Below are 20041 nucleotides of genomic sequence, written 5' to 3'. Positions count from 1 at the left end.
CTCTTCCTCCTCAGGGATATAGCCCTTGAAATTGAAGGCCGCAGGTCTCGGGAAACCCGGCCATCAGGTTCATGCAGTGGATTGCTTGCCCGGCCGCTCCCTTCATCAGATTGTCCAGGGCGGAAAGAACGACCAGACTGTTCTCATCGCGATTGATTTCAAAACCGATATCACAGATGTTGCTTCCCGCCAGCAGGCGAGGGTCCGGATAGCGAAAAACTCCAGATGACTTTTTGACGATACGGATAAACGGCTCTTCCGCATAGGCGGCTCTGAAAACCCCCCGCAGTTTGCGGTCATCCAGACCCGCGGGAAGAGAAAGGTGACAGGTAGCCAGAATGCCGCGAACAATGTCGAGGCCGGTGGTGCTGATTCTGATCTGTTCATGGTTCAAGCAATTTCGAATCTCGGTGCCGTGCCGATGTCCGGTAGGCTTGTAACTGCGCACTGACCCGCTGCGGACGGGATGATGGCCGGCCGCGGAATGGGCGGCTCCCGCCTGGCTGGTGCCGGTCTTGATATCACAGATGATCCAGCTGTCGTCGAGCAGTCCGGCGTGGGCCAGGGGCCATAATGCCAGAATGGCGGCAGTGGCATTGCACCCGGCCCCGCTGACGCGGGTTGCGGTACGGATACGCTCGCGGTTTACTTCCACGATGCCGTAAATAAATTGACTGAGCCATTCTGGAGCGGGGTGCTCTTTGCCGTAGCATTGACGATAAACGGTTGGATCCGCAATGCGGAAATCCGCGCTCAAGTCGATGATTTTTGACGCCTTGTCACTCAAAAGGTGGATACGCCGGCTGCTTTCTCCATGGGGAAGGGCCAGAAAGAGAAAGTCACTGCTCGGCAACTCTTCCATCGAAGAGAAACGCAGGCGGGTGTGTCTATACAGGTTGGGGTGAATCAACGCAACAGGTTTGCCGCGATTGCGTTCTGAAGTGGCGGCGATAACCTCTACGCGTGGATGGAATAAGAGTAAACGCAGCAATTCTCCACCGGTGAATCCGGAAGCGCCGGCAACAGTAACGGTGATTTTCGACATTCAATTCTCCACAAGGCTCAAAAGCCCTTCCAAGGTTCGCTCCGGGATGTTTACACCGGTAACGTCAATGGAGTTTTTGAACTCCATGTTATGATTGATTTCGTTGACCAGCAGGCCGTGATCACTTTCCAGCAAATCAACGGCAAGAATGCCTCCACCAACGGCCAAGGATGCTTTCAGCGCGATTTCGTGGATTTCATCCGTGATCGGGCAATTAAAAGCCTTTCCTCCCCGGGCGGTGTTGGTGATCCAGTGCGAAGACTCGCGGTAAATGGCGGCGATGCATTCATCATTGACCACAAACGCACGGATGTCCCGGCCGGGTTTCGATATATGTTCCTGGATGTAGATGTGCTGATGCGCGACACCGCCCAAGCGGGTTTTATGCTCGAGTACGGCTTCGGCCGCGTCCCTGTCTTTGATCAGCGCAATGAGGCGTCCCCAGGAACCGACCAGGGGCTTGACGACCACGGGGAATCCCATTTCTTCCATTGCACACAAGGCCTGCTCAGCCGTCAATGCCAGGCAGAACAAAGGTTGGGGTACACCCGCACGCTGCAGGGCAAGTGAAGTGGAGAATTTGTCTCCACAGGTCCGTACCACCTCGAAAGAGTTCACACAGCGCTGGTCTTGATTCCCCAGGTACTCCAGCCAGGCCAGGGTATTGCCCTGGGAAAGGCTGCGGCAAAAATACAGATCCGTGTGTGGCAAAGAGAGGTTGGGTGACAGGCAATGTCTACGGTCATCCAGGGCGGTCCAGCGAACGCGCGGGTGGCGATCAAAAGCCTGCATAATGAGTTTTTCATCCCGCCGGATCAGCGAATGAACAAGGGTGATATGAATCATGATTTTCTCCAGAGGAAAATTCGGATCTAATTGAATCCACCAGCCAGCGCAGTTCAACCAGATCAATGCATCTACCTGAGTGACCGATATGTTTAACCTCATCCAACAGCCGTGTCGTCAATTCCGGGTCCAATTCGTCGCATCCGATTTGCTCCAGGGAGTAGCGCAGGGAAGACATGCCTGACATGTGGTCCAGCGCGACTTTGCGGGAGCGCCCGAACATTTCCGGGTGCAGGCTTTCGTAATGTACCGGATTGTTGAGCGCGGCCTGGGTGTGAACCCCGGCGCAGTGGGTAAACGCGTGGCGGCCGATGATTGGAGCGTTTACGCCGGGCTGGATACCGGAAAAGCGACTGACTGTGTTGTAGAGATGCGGAAGCCGGGTAAGATCCCAATGGTGGTCAAGTCCCATATCGTTGCACAGAGCAGACAGCAAGGTGGCCAGATCAACGATGCCGGCACGTTCCCCCAGTCCCAATACCGATGCGTCCACGATTGTCGCCCCCCCGCGGATGCCGTCAAGGGCGTTCGCCAATGCCAGACCACGGTCATTATGACAATGGACGGCGATTTCCGCATTCAATCCACGGCGGGAAAATTCGTCTTGCATGCGGGCCACATAGGGCTTCAGGGAGTGTTCCCCCCCGGGAATCATGGCGCCGGTGGTGTCCGCTACACTGATAATGTCCGCTCCGGCATCAACCGCGGCACACGCCGCCTGTCGGACGTTCTTCCAGGCGGAGCGCACCGTGTCCTCTGGGGTGTATCGAACCAGGACTTCAGGTGCCTGTTCCTTGCTCTGACGGATGATAGAGCAGATGCGATCAATGGCGGCGTTCAGGGTGATGTCGTGGTGGGCCAAGCGCTGGTCGGAAACGCAGAAAAAGATTCCCACAAGATCCACCCCGCAGTCCAGGGCTGCAACCAGGTCTCCGGGCTTTGTGCGCGCGTGGGCGGCAACCAGGGCCCGGCGGATCCGGCGGCGCACGGCCAGCACCCCCGCCCAGGTCCTTGAACTGACGAGCGGATGGCCGGCTTCAATGATATCGATGCCCATGGTTTCCAGAATGTCGGCAATCGCCGCTTTGGCGTGTGGAGGGAAGCAGATTCCGGGAGTCTGTTCCCCTTCACGCAACGTGGTGTCCAGGACACGGACGGTTTTCGGATTCACTCGCCCCAGTCCTCTGCTTCGCCGGGAGCTTCCTCTAACTTGAGAGGAGATACTGTTACCAACTCCAACTCACTGTTGCACTCCGGGCAGGTGATCAGTTCTCCCTGAACGGCATCTTCAGGCAGATCCAGCCCCCCCCCGCAGACAGGGCATTCAACCGGATTGTTCATGTTAGCCTCCTTTGATTTCAATACGCCCGAAGTCTACGCTGCTGCGAGGGAGTGAGTCAAAAAATTAGTTAATATTGACAAAAATACAACACAATGTTATAAATTTAACATGCGAACAATCAGCGACGCGTTAACAGAGTGGTTGATCAAGAGCCCTTTTATCGAAGAAGCCATGTCCAGGGATATTCTCAATCTCTCGGCCCTGGCCCGTGAACTGAGGCCGGGTCTGGAAAAACAGTTGATGCGCGACCTTTCGGACTCTGCCGTGATGATGGCCTTGAATCGCATGAAGGAGTCGGTATCCGGGAAGCGTTCATACCTTGAAAAAGCGTTGCGTGGCGTGGGGAAAATTGCGGTCCGGTCCGGCCTGGGCGAATTGACGTATCGACACTCTCCATCAGTTTATTATTGCCTGAAACGTTTGCTGGAATCAGTTGAGGAGGACGGCGACGCGTTTATTACTCTTACGCAGGGAGTAAACGAGATAACGCTGGTACTCGGTGAAGACGTTATGGACAAGGCGGTACGTTTTTTTGTAAGGGAAACATTGATCCAATCTCTTGAAAACCTGGCCGCCGTTTCCGTGCGCCTGGACGAATCCGTCATCTTTACTCCGGGGATCCACTACGGCCTGCTCAAGCCCCTGGCATGGTCGGGAATCAACGTGGTTGAAGTGGTCTCAACCTACAGTGAGTTCACCATTATCCTGGAAGCCGCCGTGGTGGATCGTTCCTTTTCCATTCTTATGAATCTGTTGGCTCCATCCAGATAACCGCTGAAAAAGAGAACGTGCTTCTGCTACGAACCCCCGTTTCACAGACAATTATTGTTGAATCGCAATTTAACAGGTTCGGCTTCCGATTCCTGCGCCCAAAGCCGGGCCCTTGCGGTGCTGCCGGGAGCCGTTGCTGCGGATGTTGCGGATGGTCCGCGAAGCGGGGGGTGCTGCCGGCGCCACCTCGATCATCAATGGGGTTCCAGAGAAGCGGGCATTGTGAAAAGACTTCAGGATCAGGTGCTCGAAGGAGCGGTCGATTTCAAAAATGGAAAATGACTGCTTGATTTCGATGCGCCCGATCTGGATGTCGCGTTTTCCCGAGAGGTCATTGACCATGCCGATCACTGCCGGGGGCGAGATTTCGTGACGACGGCCCACGTTGATACGGAAACGGGTCATGGGCATGGCTGAGAAAGAGGGTTTGTTCGTCTTGTTCCGGGGGTCCGGTTTTTCGCGCGCGTTCAGGTCCGGAGCCCGGCGATAGTCTTCCAATACGCGCTTGAATTCAAGCGAAATTAAACGGCGGATGAGGTCTTCTTTATCCATGGCGGTCAATTCGCGTACTATCGGCTCCATGAAGGGCTCCATGCCGGGGTCAATGGCTTCGGCGTTCTGGATCCGGTGGATGAAGTGGGCTAATTTCTGCGCGCATACGGCCTTTCCGTCCGGAACGGGACGCGCTTCGAACTGCTTGCCGGTCAGTTTTTCAATCATGCGGATCTTGTGGGTTTCCTTGCGGTTGATGATGACGATGGAAGTTCCGCTTTTCCCCGCACGCCCGGTACGGCCGCTGCGGTGGGTATAGCTCTGCAGCTCGTCGGGGAGGTTGTAGTTGATAATGTGGGTCAGATCGGTGACATCCAGGCCACGGGCGGCGATGTCTGTGGCCACAACCAGGGCCAGGTTCTTTTTGCGGAACCGGTCCATCACATGGTCTCGCTGGGCCTGCGACAGGTCGCCGTGGAGGGCGTCTGCGTTGTAGCCGTCCAGGGCCAGTTTATCCGCCACCTCCCGGGTTTCCTGGCGGGTACGGCAGAATACGATGCCGTAGATTTCCGGGGACATGTCAACGATGCGTTTCAAGGCCTGGTAGCGGTTGCTGGCCGCAACGGTGTAGTACACGTGATGGACATTCTCGGCACCGGAGTTGCGCGGGCCCGAAGTGATCTCGTTCGGGTCGGTCAGGTAGCCGGCGGCGATGGCGGCTACTTCGCGGGGCATGGTGGCGGAAAAGAGATAAGTACGCTTATCTGAGGGAGTGCCCGCCAATATGGCGGTAAGATCTTCCGCAAAACCCATGTTCAACATCTCGTCTGCTTCATCCAGCACCAGAGAGTCCAGAGAAGAAAGATCGACTTTGCCGCGGCGCATCAGGTCCAGCAGGCGGCCGGGTGTGGCCACCACGATCTGGGGAGAACGCTTCAGGCCGGCGACCTGGGTCTCCATGCTGGCACCTCCGTAGATGGCAAGGGCCTTGAAGCCCTTGATGTGGCGGGCAAAGGATTTGATGTCCCGGGCGATCTGCAGACAGAGCTCCCGGGTGGGGCTCAACACCAGGGCCTGGATATGGGGCGTCTGAAGGTTGACTTGTTGTACCAGGGGCAGTCCGAAAGCGGCGGTCTTGCCTGTTCCCGTCTGGGCCAGGCCCACCAGGTCGCGTTTTCCCTCCAGAATGTGAGGGATCACCTGCGTCTGGATGGGGGTTGGAGTGGTGAATCCCAAATCATTGATCCCCGCCGTCAGGCTGTCATTCAATCCCAGGTTTTCAAAAAGTTGTGTCTGCATGTCTGCGTTCCCGTCCCGAGTTCGTGGGCAAACCGAATCACATTTCATGCAGAAGTCCGGTTCAGCAGCGATCGGGATCAACTGGATTTTTCAAAAGACTGATCAGGAAAGCCCGTTTATAGAGATTTGCGGATGATTCTCTTGAATGGATCCATATTGTATCCTGGATACGGATAAAAAGCAAGCGGCGGTCGGAGAAAGCGAAAATATGCAATTCCAGCCATCAAAGCGCTGTTCCCGGGACTTTCCCCTGCCTGAAATCCATGCGATAATGGGCGCTGGAGGTGGTGCATGTGGACCGCGGGTTTGGCCGTGGCGGCCGGATTGGCATTGCTGGCGTGGAGTGCGGATCGTTTTGTGCTGGGCGCTTCATCCACTGCGCAGCACGCCGGCCTTCCGCCGCTTTTGATCGGCATGGTGGTGGTCGGATTCGGAACTTCGCTGCCGGAAATGATTGTGTCCACCCTGGCGGCCCTGGACGGCAACCCGGACCTGGGATTGGGCAACGGCTGGGGTTCGAACATCGCCAATATCGCCCTGATCCTGGGATTGGCCGCACTGGCCCGGCCGGTTATGGTTCGCTCCAAAGTGTTAACCGCCGAACTTCCCCTCCTGACGATCGTCACGCTTATGGCCATTGGCCTCGTACTGGACGGTAACCTGGCAAGGTGGGAATCGGTTGTGCTGCTATTGCTTTTTGCATCTCTGATGGCCTGGACCATTCGCAGCGGCCGGCAATCCGGAGCGGATGCCTTTGGCTCGGAAATTGAGGTGGACCTATCAACCCACCCCATGCCCAAGCAGCGGGCCGTTGCCTGGACCCTGGCCGGACTTGTTCTCCTGGCGGTCAGTTCGCGTATGCTGGTATGGGGATCCGTGCGCCTGGCCCGGGGGCTGGGTGTGTCTGAGCTGGTGATCGGTCTTTCCATCGTGGCATTGGGCACTTCTCTGCCGGAGCTGGCATCCGCCGTAGCCGCGGTGCGTCGAGGCGAGAACGATATCGCCCTGGGCAACGTCCTGGGCTCGAACCTTTTCAACACCTTAGCCGTGGTGGGCCTGGCCGGAGTGATCCACCCTTTTCGTACCGCTCCTGAAGTGGTATGGCGGGATGGCGTGGTCATGCTCGGGCTCACGGTTTCGCTGTTCGTGATCGGGCGCGGTTTCCGCGGCCGTCCCGGAATGATCAACCGCTGGGAGGGCGCTTTTCTGCTGGCCGTCTATATCTGCTATATCGCTTGGCTGGGCAGCGGGATCGTGGCGAAGTAGAAGATAAAAAAGTTGAAAAGTTGGAGTACCCTTTCGGGCATAAAAGGGAAGAAGTTGAAAATGTAGGGGCGACCGGCCGGTCGCCCTTATGTGGACTGGGAGGCAGGTTGCAGGGATCGGAATGAACAAACTGAATCATGGCCATATCTACCAAGACCGGATATCGGCGGCGGATGCGGGCGCCCGCCTGCTGGATTTCTATACCCGGCATTATCCCCATTCCACAGCCGCAGAGTGGTGGGAGCGGATCCGTGCCGGCCAGGTTTTGCGCAATGGTGTCGCCGTGGACCCCGAGACCCGAATGCAGAATGGAGATAAACTGGAGTGGCACCGGCCGCCCTGGAGGGAACCGGAAGCGCCGAACGATTTTCAGGTTATTCGCACAGAGGACTCCTTTCTTGTGGCAAACAAGCCGGCCGGCCTGCCCGTATTGCCCGGAGCCAATTTCCTGGAAAACACGCTTCTGTTCAGGGTGAGGGAGTTCTATGGCAATGCCTGTTCGCCCATGCATCGTCTGGGACGCTGGACTTCCGGATCCGTAATGTTTGCGCGGACTCACCATGCGGCGAAAACCCTGGGAGCGGCGCTGCAGGCTGGACGCTTCGTTAAGATTTATCTGGCCCGGGTGGCCGGCACTAATCTGGCGGAGGCTTTCGTTGTCCGTGTTCCCATCGGCTCCGTTGCCTATGCGCCACTGGGTACCTTACACGCCGCTTCCGAGACCGGTCGCGCGGCCGAAAGTCATGTGGAAGTCATATACAGGAGTGAGCAGAGAGACGAAAGCCTGGCGAAAGTCACGATCTTAACCGGGCGGCCCCACCAGATCCGCATCCACCTGGCGGCCTGCGGTCATCCCCTGGCGGGCGATCCCCTGTACGGTCCGGGTGGTCTTCCCAAAAAAGGCGGGGCGTTGCCCGGAGACCCGGGCTACAGCCTGCACGCCTGGAAATTGAGGTTTCCCCACCCGGATACGGGGGCACGGACAGAGGTGGAATGCCCGCCGCCCGCATGGGCCCGAGAATTCAAATAAAAAGCAGGGGACAGGTGGCAGGAGGCGGGTGAATGGCGAAGGCAAGGGGTTAATGTCTCCTGTCACCTTCTTTACCTATCGATCTGCTTTAACCCGGAAGGCTACTTTTACGGTAGAGCGATACTCGGTGATCCGGCTGTTGGACACCTTGGCGGTCTGGGCGGTCACTTCCACGCCGACGATGTTGGACACGGTTTCCGATGCTTCGCGGACTGCGTTGGCCGCCGCGTCTTCCCAACTCTTATCGGATGCACCGATCAATTCAATAACTTTGACTGTAGACATGATATCCCCCTTAGTCCCGCATTTTCCAACTGCGTTGATTCAGTGCAGTCGCGGAATTGCAACACCCGGGGAGAAAGATTTTTTGCTTTTGCGATCCCTCTACTCCCTGCAGCGGAATCCGCGCAAAATGCGGGTTTCTGATTACAGGATGGTTCAAAGGCCTCGGAATGTCAACTGGCCCCCGTTTCCTTTGCGCTGCCGGGTATGCTATAATCCCCATCTTCCCGTATTTGTCCGACTTGGGATCCAAAGCGGAATGCGGGTAAAAGTACAGACGGTTCAATGAAACATACTACCATGATTATCGGCTTGCTGCTGCTGCCGGTCACGGCCTTCTGCTTAAACGTCAGCGTACGCTCTTTTGATTATTCGGATTACACCCGCCTCGTTTTCGAAGCAGACCGCAGTTTTGCCTATAGTGTCTCTTCACGAGACAACGGTTTTGACTTGCGGCTGCAGCAGGCGGCACGTACGGATCCTGAAAATATCCAGTTAAAGGAAAGCCGTTGCGTTCAGCGGGTGGATGTTTTGCCGCGCCATGACGGCACGGTTTACCGGGTGGTTACCCACATACCGGTTCGCTTCCAGCGGCAGTTTGTCCTGGAAAATCCTTTCCGCGTGGTATTTGATCTCGAGGCCGACTCCGGTAATCCAACTGCGGTCTCGCAACCTCCCCAGGTTGAAGCCGTGTCTGCGCCGGATCGTCCCGAGGGAACAAGCATCAATACGATCTGCATCGATCCGGGTCATGGCGGTACCGACCTGGGCGCCAGGGCTGGAACAACCGACCTGGTGGAAAAGGACATTACGCTCAAAGTGGGCCTGAAAGTAAAGCAGTTGATCGAGTCACGTTTGGGTTTGCGGGTGGTCATGACGCGGGACAGCGACTCAGAGATTTCCCTGGATTCGCGGGCGGCCATGGCCAATAACCAGAAAGCCCAGGTATTTGTTTCGATTCACGTCAATTCTTCTTACCGGCGCGGTGCTCGCGGTACGGAAACATACTATGTCAGCCTGGAGGCCACGGACAAGGAGGCCTCCGAACTGGCGCGGAAAGAAAACACTTCCATGGGAGGAGACGCTTTTGATCCCGCTGCGGCCGATGACTTGAGGCTCATTTTGTGGAACATGGCCCAGACGGAGTACATCAAGGAATCTTCCAAGTTGGCCACCTACATTCAGAACCAGCTCAACGAGGTGATGAATACCCGTAACCGCGGTGTGAAACAGGCTCCCTTTCGTGTGCTCATGCGCGCGGCCATGCCCGCGGTGCTGGTGGAGATCGCTTTTCTTTCCAATTCTGACGAAGAAAAACTGTTGGCCCGGGATGGATTCCTCAGCCGTGTGGCCGGGGGTATCTACACGGGGATCGCCCAGTTTGTCACTTATCATAACCAGCGTTATAAATGAACAAGAAACTGATTGTTCCGCTGGTCTTACTGGCTGTGGTTTTTTTTGCCGTCGCCCTGATGATCTTTCTTTCCTCTGGAAAAGATCAGGTCGCGCCCACCCCCGCGGATGCCGCGGACGGAACAGCGGAAGTTTCGCCGGCCGACACCGTAGATCTGAAACTGTTTTACATGGACCGGACGGATTGGCGCATGATACCCATATCCAAGCGTATCCCACGTCCAGCCACGCGCACTGAGCTTTATCGGGAATTCCTGCGCCTGTTGCTGCAACCGCGGGAAGAGGACCGGGCCCCGGTGCCGGAAGGCACACAAATTCGCGCATTGTACTACGTTGAAGCGGATCGGGTCCTGGTATTGGATTTCAATCAGGCTCTGATGACCGGGTTCCCCGGGGGAAGCCGGTCAGAGTTGGAGTTTATTCAGTTTATCGTAAACAACATATGTTTTAATTTCAGAGAGATCCGTTCCGTACGCATAATGGTGGCGGGCAATGAAGTCAAAACGCTCAGTGGACATATCGACCTGTCTCGCCCTTTCCGCCCCAACTTCGCCTTTCTGAAACAGGATGAATAAAAAACCCATCGGCGTATTCGATTCCGGTATCGGCGGCCTGACTGTATATCGCGCCATTAAGCAACGAATGCCCCGGGAGCGAGTGATCTACCTGGGAGATACGGCACGCCTGCCGTATGGCTCGAAGTCGGAATCAACCATCATTCGCTTTTCAGAGGAGAACGCGCATTTTTTGGTGAATCACGAGGTCAAACTGATCGTGGTGGCTTGCAACTCCTCTTCTTCTTACGCGGTTCCCCACCTTCAGGCAAACCTGGAGGTGCCTGTGATCGGCGTGATTGAACCCGGCGCCGAGGCCGCGGTAGACTTCAGCCGCAAAAAAGCAGGTGTGATTGGAACCACCGCCACCATTATGTCCGGAGCTTATGAAAAGGCCATTCGCAGGCGTAACCCCGATCTGGAAATTATCTCCCGGGATTGTCCCCTGTTTGTTCCGCTGGTGGAAGAGGGATGGGTGGATCACACAGTGACGCGAATGGTGGCGGAAGAGTACTTACTGCCTTTGAAAAAGGCGGGTATCGACAGCCTGGTGCTGGGTTGTACGCATTATCCGGTACTCAGTAAAGTTGTCGGGGCCGTAATGGGCGAAGCGATCCGCCTCATCGACTCGGGTTTGACGACCGCCAGGCAGGTGGAATTGATTCTGGGTAACCGGGGCTGGCTCAACCACGAACCCCCCGATCAAGAGGACGATTTTTTTGTCACCGATTTTCCGGAACGGTTCCGCCGTGTGGGGGAAGTTTTTTTGAACCGCAAAATAGCCAGGGTATCAGTGGCTGGCACATGAATCGGCCGGGGAACACCAAGGAGGCAAAAGCCAAATGTTGACACTGATTGAAAAAACCGTTTTCGTTTTGTTGGCGTTGGCAGCGGTCTTTCTGGCCATGCGGGAGTTTCGGCGCAAGGCGCTGTTGATTCAACGGGGACGGCCGTTCCAAAGGAGTGACCGGCCGCTGGTGCGCTTCTGGTACGCCCTGCGTCGCGTGGTGCTGCAGCTTTGCGCTTATGAGAACCGGCCCGTGGTGGGTTTTTTCCACTCAATGATATTCTGGGGATTCCTGGTTTACCTGTTGGTCACCATCAACCATGTGGTTGAAGGTTTCTTTTCCGGCTTCAACCTGCTGGGACAAGGCGGGATTCGTACGGTGGTGCTGTTCGGCGCCAATATCTTTGCGGGCATGATCCTGCTGGCGGCGGTTTTCTTCCTGGTGCGGCGCTATGTGTTCCGGCCGTCAACCCTGGATATCCCTTCAATGGAATCCGCAGTGATTCTGGGTTTTATCTCCACGCTTATGCTGAGTTTCGTTTTTTATGAAGCCCTGAAACTCTACGGTCCCGAAACGATGGTTTCCGGCAATTTTCTGGCGGTATGGGTCAAAGCCCACTGGCTGCCTGCGATAATGTCGAAAGCAACCCAGGAAGTGTGGTTGCGGGTCTTGTGGTGGCTGCATATTCTGGTGGTAATGGCATTCGGTGTCCTGATCCCCTTTTCCAAGCATCTCCACCTGGTGGCCGGTCCGGTCAACCTGTTTTTCAAGAATCATGGTGTGCGTGCCGAGATCCCCGTGGTTGATTTGGAAGAACAGGAGTATTTCGGAACACCCAAGATCGTGGACCTGACCCGCAAAGACCTGCTGGACCTGTTTTCCTGTGCCGAGTGCGGCCGTTGTGATGATGTGTGCCCGGCTTTGCGCACAGGCAAGGCGCTTTCCCCCAAAGCGTTGCTGCACAAAATGCAACTCCATTTGCTGGAAATCGGTGAGACACCGCGGGATGATTTAAAAACCCTGTTGGGCGAAGTGGTGAGCGAAGAGGAAATCTGGGCATGTACCACTTGTGGCGCCTGCATGGAAGTCTGCCCCATGTTCAACGAGCACATCCCCAAAATCACGGGAATGCGCCAGTACGGGGTGATGATGGAATCCCGTTTTCCCGAAGAGCTGCAGACCCTTTTTCGCGGCCTGGAGAACCAGGGCAATCCCTGGGGGATCAACGCCCAGGAACGTTCCAAGTGGATGGAAGGCCTGGATGTACCCTTGATCGCGGATAAGGGTGAAACCGATGTGTTGTTGTGGGTGGGCTGTGAAGGCGCTTATGACAGCCATGCCCAGAAGCACACCCGCATGCTGGTGGAAGTACTGAAAAAGGCCGGGGTGGATTTTGCCATCCTGGGAGACAGTGAGAAATGCTGCGGTGACCCGGCACGCAGGGCGGGGCACGAATACCTGTTTCAGATTTTGGCCATGGAGAACATTGAAAATCTGAACAGTTATAAATTCCGCCGCATTGTTACCATGTGTCCCCATGGATTGCATGTGCTGCGGCATGAATACCAGCGCATGGGTGGTGAATATGCGGTGATGCATTACACCCAACTGCTGGAAGAACTGGTCAACAACGGTTCATTGCGGTTGCATGCCGGAACAAAGTCGCATCGTGTCACTTTTCATGACCCCTGCTACCTGGGCCGCTACCAGGGTGAGTACGATGCGCCGCGTCGCTTGCTTCGGGCCGCTGTTAAAGACGGTTGCCTGGTGGAAATGACCCATAACCGCGACAAGTCGTTTTGCTGCGGCGCCGGTGGCGGCGGCATGTGGAAAGAGGAAGAGGGCGAAGGTCGCATGAGTCACGCTCGCATACAGGATGCCTGCGCCCGCGGCGCGGACACTTTAGTCACTGCGTGTCCCTATTGTTCCGTCATGTTCAAGGATGCCATTGAGGAAACCGGGTCCAATGATATTCAAACCCGTGACCTGATCCACTTTATCCACAAAAACATGACCTAACCGCTTTTTCGTGGCCGCTTGCCGGGAAGCGGGCTCCCGTTCGCTGGAGAGCGTTCCCAACGCGGACGGTTAGACGTCGCGGAATGCCCTGGTTTTTTCATTGCGCCCCCAAGGGAGCTATGCGATAATGGCTTTCCCATGCATTCCCGGCAGCGCATTATCCTGCAGTGGCTCATCACCGCGGCGGGCCTGACCGGCCTGGCCCTCGAGGTGACTGTCGTTTCTTTGCCGGCGCTCCTGGCGCTGATCCTGGCACTGGCCGCTACGGTATTGTGGCACCCCAGGCGCAAAATGGTTGCGGCTTATCGTTGGCTGTGCTTGGGGCTGTTGGCCTGGCCGGCGCGGCTGACGTATTGGGACGCGGTGGAATTTTCCCTGCGCATCAGTATTTTGACGTGGGTCGTGGCCCTTGTCCTGGCGCTTAATGTGCTGGGCCGACATCAGGCTGTGCGGCGCATCCGCATCCTTTTCGACCGCCTTTCCATGCGGCGGCGCCTGGTCGCCCTGTTTGTTATGGCCTGGCTGCTGCTGGCGGCGGGGGCGGCGGTCATCACGCTGAAAGGAATCCCCTTGATGGGTGATGAGCCGCATTACCTGGTGATCGCTCAGTCGTTGGTCCGGGACGGTGATCTGAACGTAGCCAATCAATACGCCCAACATCAATATCGGCGCTTTCTTCCCAAAGTGACCATGGGCATTCACGGATATTTCGGCTGGAAAGATGCCCGTTTCCAGGCGCGTCTTTTCCGCGATGATCTGCCGCCGCCTGAGGGCGCTTTTATCTATTCCATTCATCTGCCGGGCGTGGCCGTGGCCATGGTCCCCATAGTACTGTTGCCGCTGCCGCCGGTTTGGTGGGCCTTTTTCATGCGGGCCTGGTTGGGGCTGTTCGGTGCGGGCGTGGTGGTGATGGTTTACCTGTTCGGCCTGCGCCTGTCACTCCGGCGAACCTTCGCCCTGCAATTGTGCCTGGTGGCCCTGTTTACCCCGCCGTTGTTTTTCCACGCCATCCACGCTTACCCTGAAGTCCAGGTGTTGTTTTTTCTCTTGTTGGCCCTCTATCTTCTTTTGTATAACCGCGACCGCCCCCGGGCGATCCTGGTCTCCGGGCTTTTGCTGGGGATATTGTTTTTCTGGGGCGTCAAGTACGCAATTTTTGTCTGGGCATTCGGGGCCGGCTTCACTGTGTTTTTTCTCAGGCAGCGGAATTTCGGCGCTTTGTGGCGACTATGGGTGTTCCCGCTCTTGTTTCAAGCCCTGTTCCTGGGTTATCTCTTTTACGCCTATCACAATTTCTCGCCCATGTCGGTGTATTTGAACTATACCCAGAAAATGCATTTCAGTGACGTGGTATTTCGCGGCATTCCCCTCCAGATGCGCATTGATACCTTGCTGGACTATTTCCTGGACCAGCGGGACGGGCTGCTGCCGTATGCACCGGTCTTTTTCCTGGCGTTTCCCGGATTGTGGCTGGCATTGCGCAATTGGAAGCGTTACCGGGTTCATCTTTTGTTGGCCTTACCGGCGGCGGTGTTTGTCTTTAATTACGCTTTCCTGAGCCATCGGGGAGGGCAATGTCCCCAGGCGCGGCCTTTGATTCCGGTGATCTGGGCGCTCATGCTTTTTGTGTGGATATACCTACGTGAAGGACCCAACCAGTGGATGCGCCGGGCATGGCACTGGCTGCCTTTTTATGCGGCCGGCGTCACCGTCTTCCAGGTAATCCATCCCTGGACCCTCTACCAGCCCACTACCCACAATGTTCCCATTCGATCAGGGCTGATGTTCCAGATCCTGAGTCCCCTGGGAATTCATCTGGATGGATGGCTGCCGTCCTTCGCCAAAATGCCCGGCAATTGGAGTTGGTGGCCCAATCCAATCTGGGTGGTTCTCCTGGTGGGGCTTGGCGTATTGGCTTTGCTCCCGTTGCGCCTGCGAAAACGCCACGCCACATTCGCTGTCGCCATGGCGTCTGCAATGGTGTTGCTGCTGGGTGTGATCCTTCCCCGGGTACCGGATTTCAACCCCACGCTGGTAAACGGAGAGGGCATGATGCTGCATCGTTTGATGGGCGCGTCGCAACACCCGCGCCGGGTTGAACAGCGCAAGTTCGACCTGGAACCCGGTAGCGTCTATTCTTTTACTTTGACGACATCAGTGCCGGTGGGGACAATGAAGGTTGTCTGGGATGGAGACGGGCCGCCGCCGTTCCAACTTAAACTGTTTGACGCGGACGTCGCCCCCGGGAACAATGACGGTTGGAGTCTGCGAAGTCCCCTTTATCGCCGCTACCAAAGCCGCTGCTACTATCGCCTTCACCTGATTCCCAACCGATCCGCGGGGCAGGGTGGAACCCTGGAAATCCGGCCACTGCGCAAAAGTTAGTTGTCGTTGGCCGTGTCTTCTTTTTTGCCTTCCACTTCGCGCATCAACGTGCGGATGCGCTGCGTGGTAAATTCGTCCTTGGCCAGTCCCAACGCCTGATCCAGAAGGTCCAGGGCTTTGTTTTTCTGTCCCAATAGATGGTGGACCCGGGCCACGTTGAGCAGGATGTTCGCATCTTCTTCAGTCAGGCAGTTCAGGGCTTTTTTGTAATGGTATAGCGCTTCATCCAGGTTTCCCTGCTTTTCCAGGATAATGCCCCTCAGGTTGTGTAACGGGGCGAAATTGCGGTTTTGCGTGATGCCTTTGTCCACATATCGCAAGGCGTTGTCATAGGCTTCACGTTTGATTTCCAGCATTGCCAGATTGACGTAAGCGTTTTCCGGATTGCGGTACTTGTCCGCGGTGGCGGCTTTGAGCAGGTTCTGCCGGGCGAGGTCCAATTCACCGGTCTCAATGTAGATAAGGCCCAGCGAGTTATATGCGTCCCAGTATTCCGGGTCCATGCTGATTACGATTCTGAAGTGTTTTATGGCGGCGGGAAAGTCCCGCAGGTAGGTATAGACCACACCCATGGAATAGTGGGCGGCTTTGGAGTTGGGCTTCTTTTTTAAGGCCTCCTGGATCTTTTCCCGCGCCATGTCAATTTGCCCCTGGTTCAGGTAAAAGACCCCCTCGTTGAGGATGTACTCGGCCGATCCGGGTTTGAGTTGACCCGGCAATGTCGGCCCGCGTTTGGCGCAGGCCGCAAGCAGCGGCAGAATGACGATCAAGATACAGGCTCGTTTCATGATTCCCCCTTGAGTCGTTTTACTTTATAGGATGTGACGGGTGAAGAGATTCCCTGGAGTTTGAATTCCCCCAGCTTCTGAAATGTGAATTGTTTTCGCAGTTTCAGGTATAGGGACTCCGAAACCACTACTTGGTTTGGTCCGGCCACGGCGGATTCCAGGCGCGATGCGATGTTGACTGTGGTCCCCAGTACGGTGTAGTCGTAACGCTTGGGTGATCCGAAATCGCCGGAAATCAAACGTCCGGTGTGGATGCCGATGCGAACCTGGATGGGATCGTCCGGCGCGAAGTCGCGGTTGATTTCCCGCAACTGGTTCACCATCTCCAGTGCCGCGCTCACCGCCCGCTTCTGATGGTCCTCCACGGCCAGGGGGGCACCGAAAACCGCCATGATGCCGTCTCCGATGTATTTGTCCAGAGTACCGTTGTGCTTGAAAATGATCTCTGTCATGGCGGCAAAGAAATGGTTCAACAATAGCCCCACATCAACGGGTTTCATGTTTTCGGCACGGGCGGTAAATCCCACCATGTCCATGAACAACACTGTGGCTTCGGTTTCCCGGTATGCCATGATCTCGCGGGTACCCGATTCCTGGTCCTGCATAATGCGGGAAACCACTGCAGGTGAGTGGTAACGCTCCAAGCGACTGCGCAGTTTCATTTCCTGGTCCAGGCGTTGTTGACTCTGAATGCTCTCGATGGTGAGACCCGTAAAGTTGGCGATTGTGGATAGCACTTCCAGGTCCCGTTGGGAAAACAGCTCGGTTAACTGGGTGGTATCCACGTAAATCAGGCCGTAGATAGAGCGTTTGGTCCAAATGGGAATGGAAACCGCGGAAACAATGCCGTAAAGGATCACGCTCTCGGCCTTTTCGAAACGTTTGTCTTCCTTGGTGTCGGAAGAGAGAATGGCTACCTTTTCTTCCATGGCTTTCATGGCAATGGTGCGGGAAATGGTCACTGTTTTAACTGCATTCCCGTCCGCATCGCGGCTGTAGCGCAGGTCCAGTTCACCCCGATTGTCATCATGAAAGAAAATAAACAGGCGTTGGGGCTTTAAGATGTTGAAAATGGCTCTGCCCACATGCTCAAAACAGTCATGAAGGCTGGAGGCGGCGATCAAGTGCCGACCCAGTTCCGTAAGTTCCGCCAGATGGCTTAATTCACGCTTCAGGTTGTCTCTTTCGTGAACTTTGAAGGTTTTGCTTACAGGCAGAACCATGGAGATTTTCTGATCCGTGCTGTCATGGAATTGCTGCGGAGTGGATTCCACCAGGTAACGCATGCGAGCCCGGCCGATGGATATCTCGTCTCCCGGTTTCAAAAGTTTGCGTTGGATTCTGCGGCCGTTGACAAAGGTACCATTGGTGCTGTCTGAGTCGCAAATTTCCCATCCCTTGCGTGAAAAAACCAGGCGGCAATGTTGGCGGGATACCGTGGCGTCTTCCAAACAGATATCCATGTTTTTCAGTTTGCCCACTCGGACTTCATCGCCTTCCAGGCTAAAAATCCGCGAGTCACCGTTTACAAAGTAGCGCAATTTGTGGTTCACTCGGGTTTCAGTCTCCGTTGCATGAGTTCCTGAAGGGCGGAGCGTGGGTTTTTATTCTGGAACAGGACTTCATATACTTTTTCGGTAATGGGCATTTCAATCTCGAGCCGCTTGGCCAGGTTGTATGCGGCACGCGTGGTTTCCACGCCCTCGGCGATCATGACCATCTCGTCTTCGATCTCGTTCAGGCTACGCCCGGAAGCCACTTGCACCCCGAGTTGAAAATTGCGTGACAGGGGTCCAAAACAGGTAAGCATGAGGTCGCCGATACCGGCCAGGCCCCAGAATGTCTCTTTGCGTCCGCCCAATCGTCCCCCCAGGCGAGCGATTTCCACGGTGGCGCGGGTGATGAGGGATGCAGTGGTATTGTACCCGTATCCGGATCCATGGATGATCCCGGAAGCGATGGCCATGACGTTTTTCATGGATGCGGCCACCTCAATGCCCGCCAGATCAGTGTTGCGGTAGATGCGCAGGTGTGGAGAAGAGAAGGATTGCTGAATATCCTCCAGCAGGGTGTCGATGTGGGAAACGGCGACTACCGCGGTGGGGTGGTGCTGGGCCAGCTCACGCGCGAATGAGGGCCCGGAAATGGTGACCCACTGACTGATGATGCGGTCGCCCATTACGTCCCGGGCCAATTGAGAAAGGGTCATCAATGAAGAAGCTTCAAAACCCTTGCTCAGGTTGACGATCACCTGGTGATCAAATACGGCGCGCAGGCGTTCAAAAATGCCGCGGGAGAACTTGGATGGAACCGCATGAACCAGAATGTCGGCATTTGCCGCCTCTGTTTCCAAATCATCCACGGCCACCAGGTTCCGCGACAGGGGAAAACCGGCAAGAAAGCGTGTGTTCTCTTTGTTTTCACGTATGGAGCGGAGCACCTCTTCTTCGCGTACCCAAATCCGCACGGGCCCGAGTGTACGCGCGAGGTAATCTGCAAAGGCCGTGCCCCAGGAGCCGGCCCCGACAACCAGGATCTTATTCATGTGTGGATTTCCCCAATTGGAGCCGCCGTTCCGTTCCCCGGATAATGGCATTGATGTTGTGGCGGTGGCGAAGAAAGATCAAGACAACCAGAGAGAGTACAATCATGGAAATCATCGGTACCCGAGTAACCAGATGGCTAAAGAAAACGACACCGACACCGGTCAGAGAGGCGGCGGATGCCAGGCGCGTAAAGTAAAAAACAGCAAAGAATCCCGCCAAGAACAGTACGGCCGACCACGGGTGAAGCACGGCAAAAACACCCAGGAATGTCGATACGCCCTTGCCACCGCGAAACTTCAGAAATGGAGAATACATGTGACCGAGAATGGCGGCGGCTCCGCCTGCCAACACCAGGTAGGGACTGTAGAAATGATGAAGGCCGTACAAAACCGGTAAGGCGCCTTTGAGAATGTCCAACAGCAATGTGGCCGCGCCGCCCAGCGGTCCGAGTGTGCGCAACACATTGGTGGCGCCGATGTTGCCGCTGCCTTCCTTGCGGATGTCACGCCGCGTGATCAGAATACACAGGAGGTAGCCGAAAGGTACGGATCCAAGCAGCAAAGAAGATAAAAGAAAAGTCCACTCATGCGTGCTCAAGGGGTACCTCCTTTAGAATCGAGTAGAGTGGTCCGTTGGCGGAGAGGCGACTTTGAAACAGGTGGACGGTAGCGACCGGGAAAGTCAAGTCCGGCAGGCGTGCTTGGTGAAGTTTTTGTGGCAGAGTCGGGTCGGTAAGGGGTTTGCTGATGCGGGCCAGGGTGATGTGGGCATGAAATGGGCGATCCTCAGCGGCAATTCCCATATCGCCCAGTTGTTTCTCCAGCCAGTTCTTCAGCTTTTCCAGGCGGAAAGAAGACTGGATACCCGCCCAGACAACACGCAGGCCGGATCTGCCGGAAAATCCGCCCAACCGGTCGATTTGAATGGAGAATGGATCCACCCGCGGCGGAAAGGCATCCAGGCGTCCGCATAGCGCATTCAGCACTTTGTCGGTTATCTCACCGAGAAAGCGCAGGGTCAAGTGGCGGTTCCGGGATGGGACCCAATTCAAGCCGGGAAATTCTCGGCGCAGGGGGGCGACAGCCGCTTCCAGTTGGTTTAAAAACTCCCCTTCGGGCTTGATCCCGATAAACACGCGCATGGATCGATTATATGAAATTTCCCCGGATGAGTAA

At 56.0% G+C, this 20041-nt stretch carries 19 protein-coding genes; 8 read left to right on the top strand and 11 right to left on the bottom strand.

Annotated elements, in window-relative coordinates:
• Positions 1 to 10: 10 nt before the first annotated feature.
• Genes ENN40_03980 through lysW form a run of 4 tightly spaced genes read right to left on the bottom strand, consistent with a single transcriptional unit; the run spans position 11 to position 3232 of the window.
• The gene (locus ENN40_03980) at positions 11 to 1045 is read right to left on the bottom strand and encodes an N-acetyl-gamma-glutamyl-phosphate reductase (GenBank protein ID HDP94504.1); all 1035 of its coding nucleotides are present in this window, start codon (positions 1043 to 1045) and stop codon (positions 11 to 13) included.
• Entirely contained in the window at positions 1046 to 1891 is an 846-nt protein-coding gene (gene lysX, locus ENN40_03975) for a lysine biosynthesis protein LysX (protein ID HDP94503.1), read from the bottom strand.
• Positions 1848 to 3062, bottom strand: coding sequence for a 2-isopropylmalate synthase (locus tag ENN40_03970; protein ID HDP94502.1), 1215 nt, complete (start codon positions 3060 to 3062; stop codon positions 1848 to 1850). The genes lysX and ENN40_03970 overlap by 44 nt, the downstream gene beginning before the upstream one ends.
• The gene (gene lysW / locus ENN40_03965) at positions 3059 to 3232 is read right to left on the bottom strand and encodes a lysine biosynthesis protein LysW (GenBank protein ID HDP94501.1); all 174 of its coding nucleotides are present in this window, start codon (positions 3230 to 3232) and stop codon (positions 3059 to 3061) included. Before lysW ends, ENN40_03970 begins: the two co-directional genes overlap by 4 nt.
• A gap of 109 nt (positions 3233 to 3341) precedes the next feature.
• On the opposite strand from lysW, the gene ENN40_03960 reads away from it, so the two are divergent.
• The gene (locus ENN40_03960) at positions 3342 to 4004 is read left to right on the top strand and encodes a hypothetical protein (protein HDP94500.1); all 663 of its coding nucleotides are present in this window, start codon (positions 3342 to 3344) and stop codon (positions 4002 to 4004) included.
• Positions 4005 to 4073: 69 nt separating this feature from the next.
• Here ENN40_03960 and ENN40_03955 read toward each other — a convergent pair whose 3' ends face one another.
• The gene (locus ENN40_03955) at positions 4074 to 5843 is read right to left on the bottom strand and encodes a DEAD/DEAH box helicase (GenBank protein HDP94499.1); all 1770 of its coding nucleotides are present in this window, start codon (positions 5841 to 5843) and stop codon (positions 4074 to 4076) included.
• A 243-nt stretch (positions 5844 to 6086) separates the two neighbouring features.
• Between ENN40_03955 and ENN40_03950 the strand changes: the two genes are divergently transcribed.
• Positions 6087 to 7061: a calcium/sodium antiporter gene (locus tag ENN40_03950; protein HDP94498.1), complete on the top strand. Its 975-nt coding sequence runs from the start codon at positions 6087 to 6089 to the stop codon at positions 7059 to 7061.
• Between the two features lie 88 nt (positions 7062 to 7149).
• Positions 7150 to 8091 carry an RluA family pseudouridine synthase gene (locus ENN40_03945; GenBank protein ID HDP94497.1) on the top strand — a complete coding sequence of 314 codons (942 nt, stop codon included), beginning with the start codon at positions 7150 to 7152 and terminating at the stop codon, positions 8089 to 8091.
• Between the two features lie 75 nt (positions 8092 to 8166).
• On the opposite strand, the gene ENN40_03940 is transcribed toward ENN40_03945, so the two are convergent.
• Complete coding sequence (locus tag ENN40_03940) at positions 8167 to 8376, bottom strand: dodecin domain-containing protein (protein ID HDP94496.1); 210 nt, start codon at positions 8374 to 8376, stop codon at positions 8167 to 8169.
• 282 nt (positions 8377 to 8658) lie between these two features.
• Here ENN40_03940 and ENN40_03935 point away from each other — a divergent pair, with 282 nt between their 5' ends.
• The 5 genes from ENN40_03935 (at position 8659) to ENN40_03915 (ending at position 15532) form a co-directional block, all read left to right on the top strand.
• Complete coding sequence (locus ENN40_03935; GenBank protein HDP94495.1) at positions 8659 to 9786, top strand: N-acetylmuramoyl-L-alanine amidase; 1128 nt, start codon at positions 8659 to 8661, stop codon at positions 9784 to 9786.
• Positions 9783 to 10361, top strand: a complete 579-nt coding sequence (locus ENN40_03930) for a hypothetical protein (GenBank protein HDP94494.1) — start codon at positions 9783 to 9785, stop codon at positions 10359 to 10361. Before ENN40_03935 ends, ENN40_03930 begins: the two co-directional genes overlap by 4 nt.
• Positions 10354 to 11148 carry a glutamate racemase gene (locus tag ENN40_03925; GenBank protein HDP94493.1) on the top strand — a complete coding sequence of 265 codons (795 nt, stop codon included), beginning with the start codon at positions 10354 to 10356 and terminating at the stop codon, positions 11146 to 11148. The genes ENN40_03930 and ENN40_03925 overlap by 8 nt, the downstream gene beginning before the upstream one ends.
• Positions 11149 to 11182: 34 nt before the next feature.
• Entirely contained in the window at positions 11183 to 13147 is a 1965-nt protein-coding gene (locus ENN40_03920; GenBank protein ID HDP94492.1) for a (Fe-S)-binding protein, read from the top strand.
• Between the two features lie 138 nt (positions 13148 to 13285).
• Entirely contained in the window at positions 13286 to 15532 is a 2247-nt protein-coding gene (locus ENN40_03915) for a hypothetical protein (protein HDP94491.1), read from the top strand.
• Here ENN40_03915 and ENN40_03910 read toward each other — a convergent pair.
• Genes ENN40_03910 through thpR form a run of 5 tightly spaced genes read right to left on the bottom strand, consistent with a single transcriptional unit; the run spans position 15529 to position 20007 of the window.
• Positions 15529 to 16320: a tetratricopeptide repeat protein gene (locus ENN40_03910; protein ID HDP94490.1), complete on the bottom strand. Its 792-nt coding sequence runs from the start codon at positions 16318 to 16320 to the stop codon at positions 15529 to 15531. The genes ENN40_03915 and ENN40_03910 overlap by 4 nt on opposite strands.
• Entirely contained in the window at positions 16317 to 17873 is a 1557-nt protein-coding gene (locus ENN40_03905; GenBank protein HDP94489.1) for an FHA domain-containing protein, read from the bottom strand. The genes ENN40_03910 and ENN40_03905 overlap by 4 nt, the downstream gene beginning before the upstream one ends.
• Complete coding sequence (locus ENN40_03900) at positions 17870 to 18916, bottom strand: NAD(P)-dependent glycerol-3-phosphate dehydrogenase (protein ID HDP94488.1); 1047 nt, start codon at positions 18914 to 18916, stop codon at positions 17870 to 17872. Before ENN40_03900 ends, ENN40_03905 begins: the two co-directional genes overlap by 4 nt.
• Positions 18858 to 19463: a glycerol-3-phosphate 1-O-acyltransferase gene (gene plsY, locus ENN40_03895; GenBank protein ID HDP94487.1), complete on the bottom strand. Its 606-nt coding sequence runs from the start codon at positions 19461 to 19463 to the stop codon at positions 18858 to 18860. The genes ENN40_03900 and plsY overlap by 59 nt, the downstream gene beginning before the upstream one ends.
• Positions 19450 to 20007, bottom strand: coding sequence for an RNA 2',3'-cyclic phosphodiesterase (gene thpR, locus ENN40_03890; GenBank protein ID HDP94486.1), 558 nt, complete (start codon positions 20005 to 20007; stop codon positions 19450 to 19452). Before thpR ends, plsY begins: the two co-directional genes overlap by 14 nt.
• Positions 20008 to 20041 lie beyond the last annotated feature (34 nt).

It is taken from the genome of Candidatus Aminicenantes bacterium, from assembly GCA_011049425.1.
Classification (GTDB): Bacteria; Acidobacteriota; Aminicenantia; order UBA2199; family UBA2199; genus UBA876.
Note: the sequence above shows the minus strand (reverse complement) of the source record. Positions and strands in the feature narration are given on the sequence as shown.

Coding starts and splice junctions, on each gene's coding strand:
- ENN40_03980 (HDP94504.1), bottom strand. CDS start 1,045: ATGTCGAAAATCACCGTTACTGTTGCCGGCGCTTCCGGATTCACCGGT.
- lysX (HDP94503.1), bottom strand. CDS start 1,891: ATGATTCATATCACCCTTGTTCATTCGCTGATCCGGCGGGATGAAAAA.
- lysW (HDP94501.1), bottom strand. CDS start 3,232: ATGAACAATCCGGTTGAATGCCCTGTCTGCGGGGGGGGGCTGGATCTG.
- ENN40_03960 (HDP94500.1), top strand. CDS start 3,342: ATGCGAACAATCAGCGACGCGTTAACAGAGTGGTTGATCAAGAGCCCT.
- ENN40_03955 (HDP94499.1), bottom strand. CDS start 5,843: ATGAAATGTGATTCGGTTTGCCCACGAACTCGGGACGGGAACGCAGAC.
- ENN40_03950 (HDP94498.1), top strand. CDS start 6,087: ATGTGGACCGCGGGTTTGGCCGTGGCGGCCGGATTGGCATTGCTGGCG.
- ENN40_03945 (HDP94497.1), top strand. CDS start 7,150: ATGTGGACTGGGAGGCAGGTTGCAGGGATCGGAATGAACAAACTGAAT.
- ENN40_03940 (HDP94496.1), bottom strand. CDS start 8,376: ATGTCTACAGTCAAAGTTATTGAATTGATCGGTGCATCCGATAAGAGT.
- ENN40_03935 (HDP94495.1), top strand. CDS start 8,659: ATGAAACATACTACCATGATTATCGGCTTGCTGCTGCTGCCGGTCACG.
- ENN40_03930 (HDP94494.1), top strand. CDS start 9,783: ATGAACAAGAAACTGATTGTTCCGCTGGTCTTACTGGCTGTGGTTTTT.
- ENN40_03925 (HDP94493.1), top strand. CDS start 10,354: ATGAATAAAAAACCCATCGGCGTATTCGATTCCGGTATCGGCGGCCTG.
- ENN40_03920 (HDP94492.1), top strand. CDS start 11,183: ATGTTGACACTGATTGAAAAAACCGTTTTCGTTTTGTTGGCGTTGGCA.
- ENN40_03915 (HDP94491.1), top strand. CDS start 13,286: ATGCATTCCCGGCAGCGCATTATCCTGCAGTGGCTCATCACCGCGGCG.
- ENN40_03910 (HDP94490.1), bottom strand. CDS start 16,320: ATGAAACGAGCCTGTATCTTGATCGTCATTCTGCCGCTGCTTGCGGCC.
- ENN40_03900 (HDP94488.1), bottom strand. CDS start 18,916: ATGCCATTATCCGGGGAACGGAACGGCGGCTCCAATTGGGGAAATCCA.
- thpR (HDP94486.1), bottom strand. CDS start 20,007: ATGCGCGTGTTTATCGGGATCAAGCCCGAAGGGGAGTTTTTAAACCAA.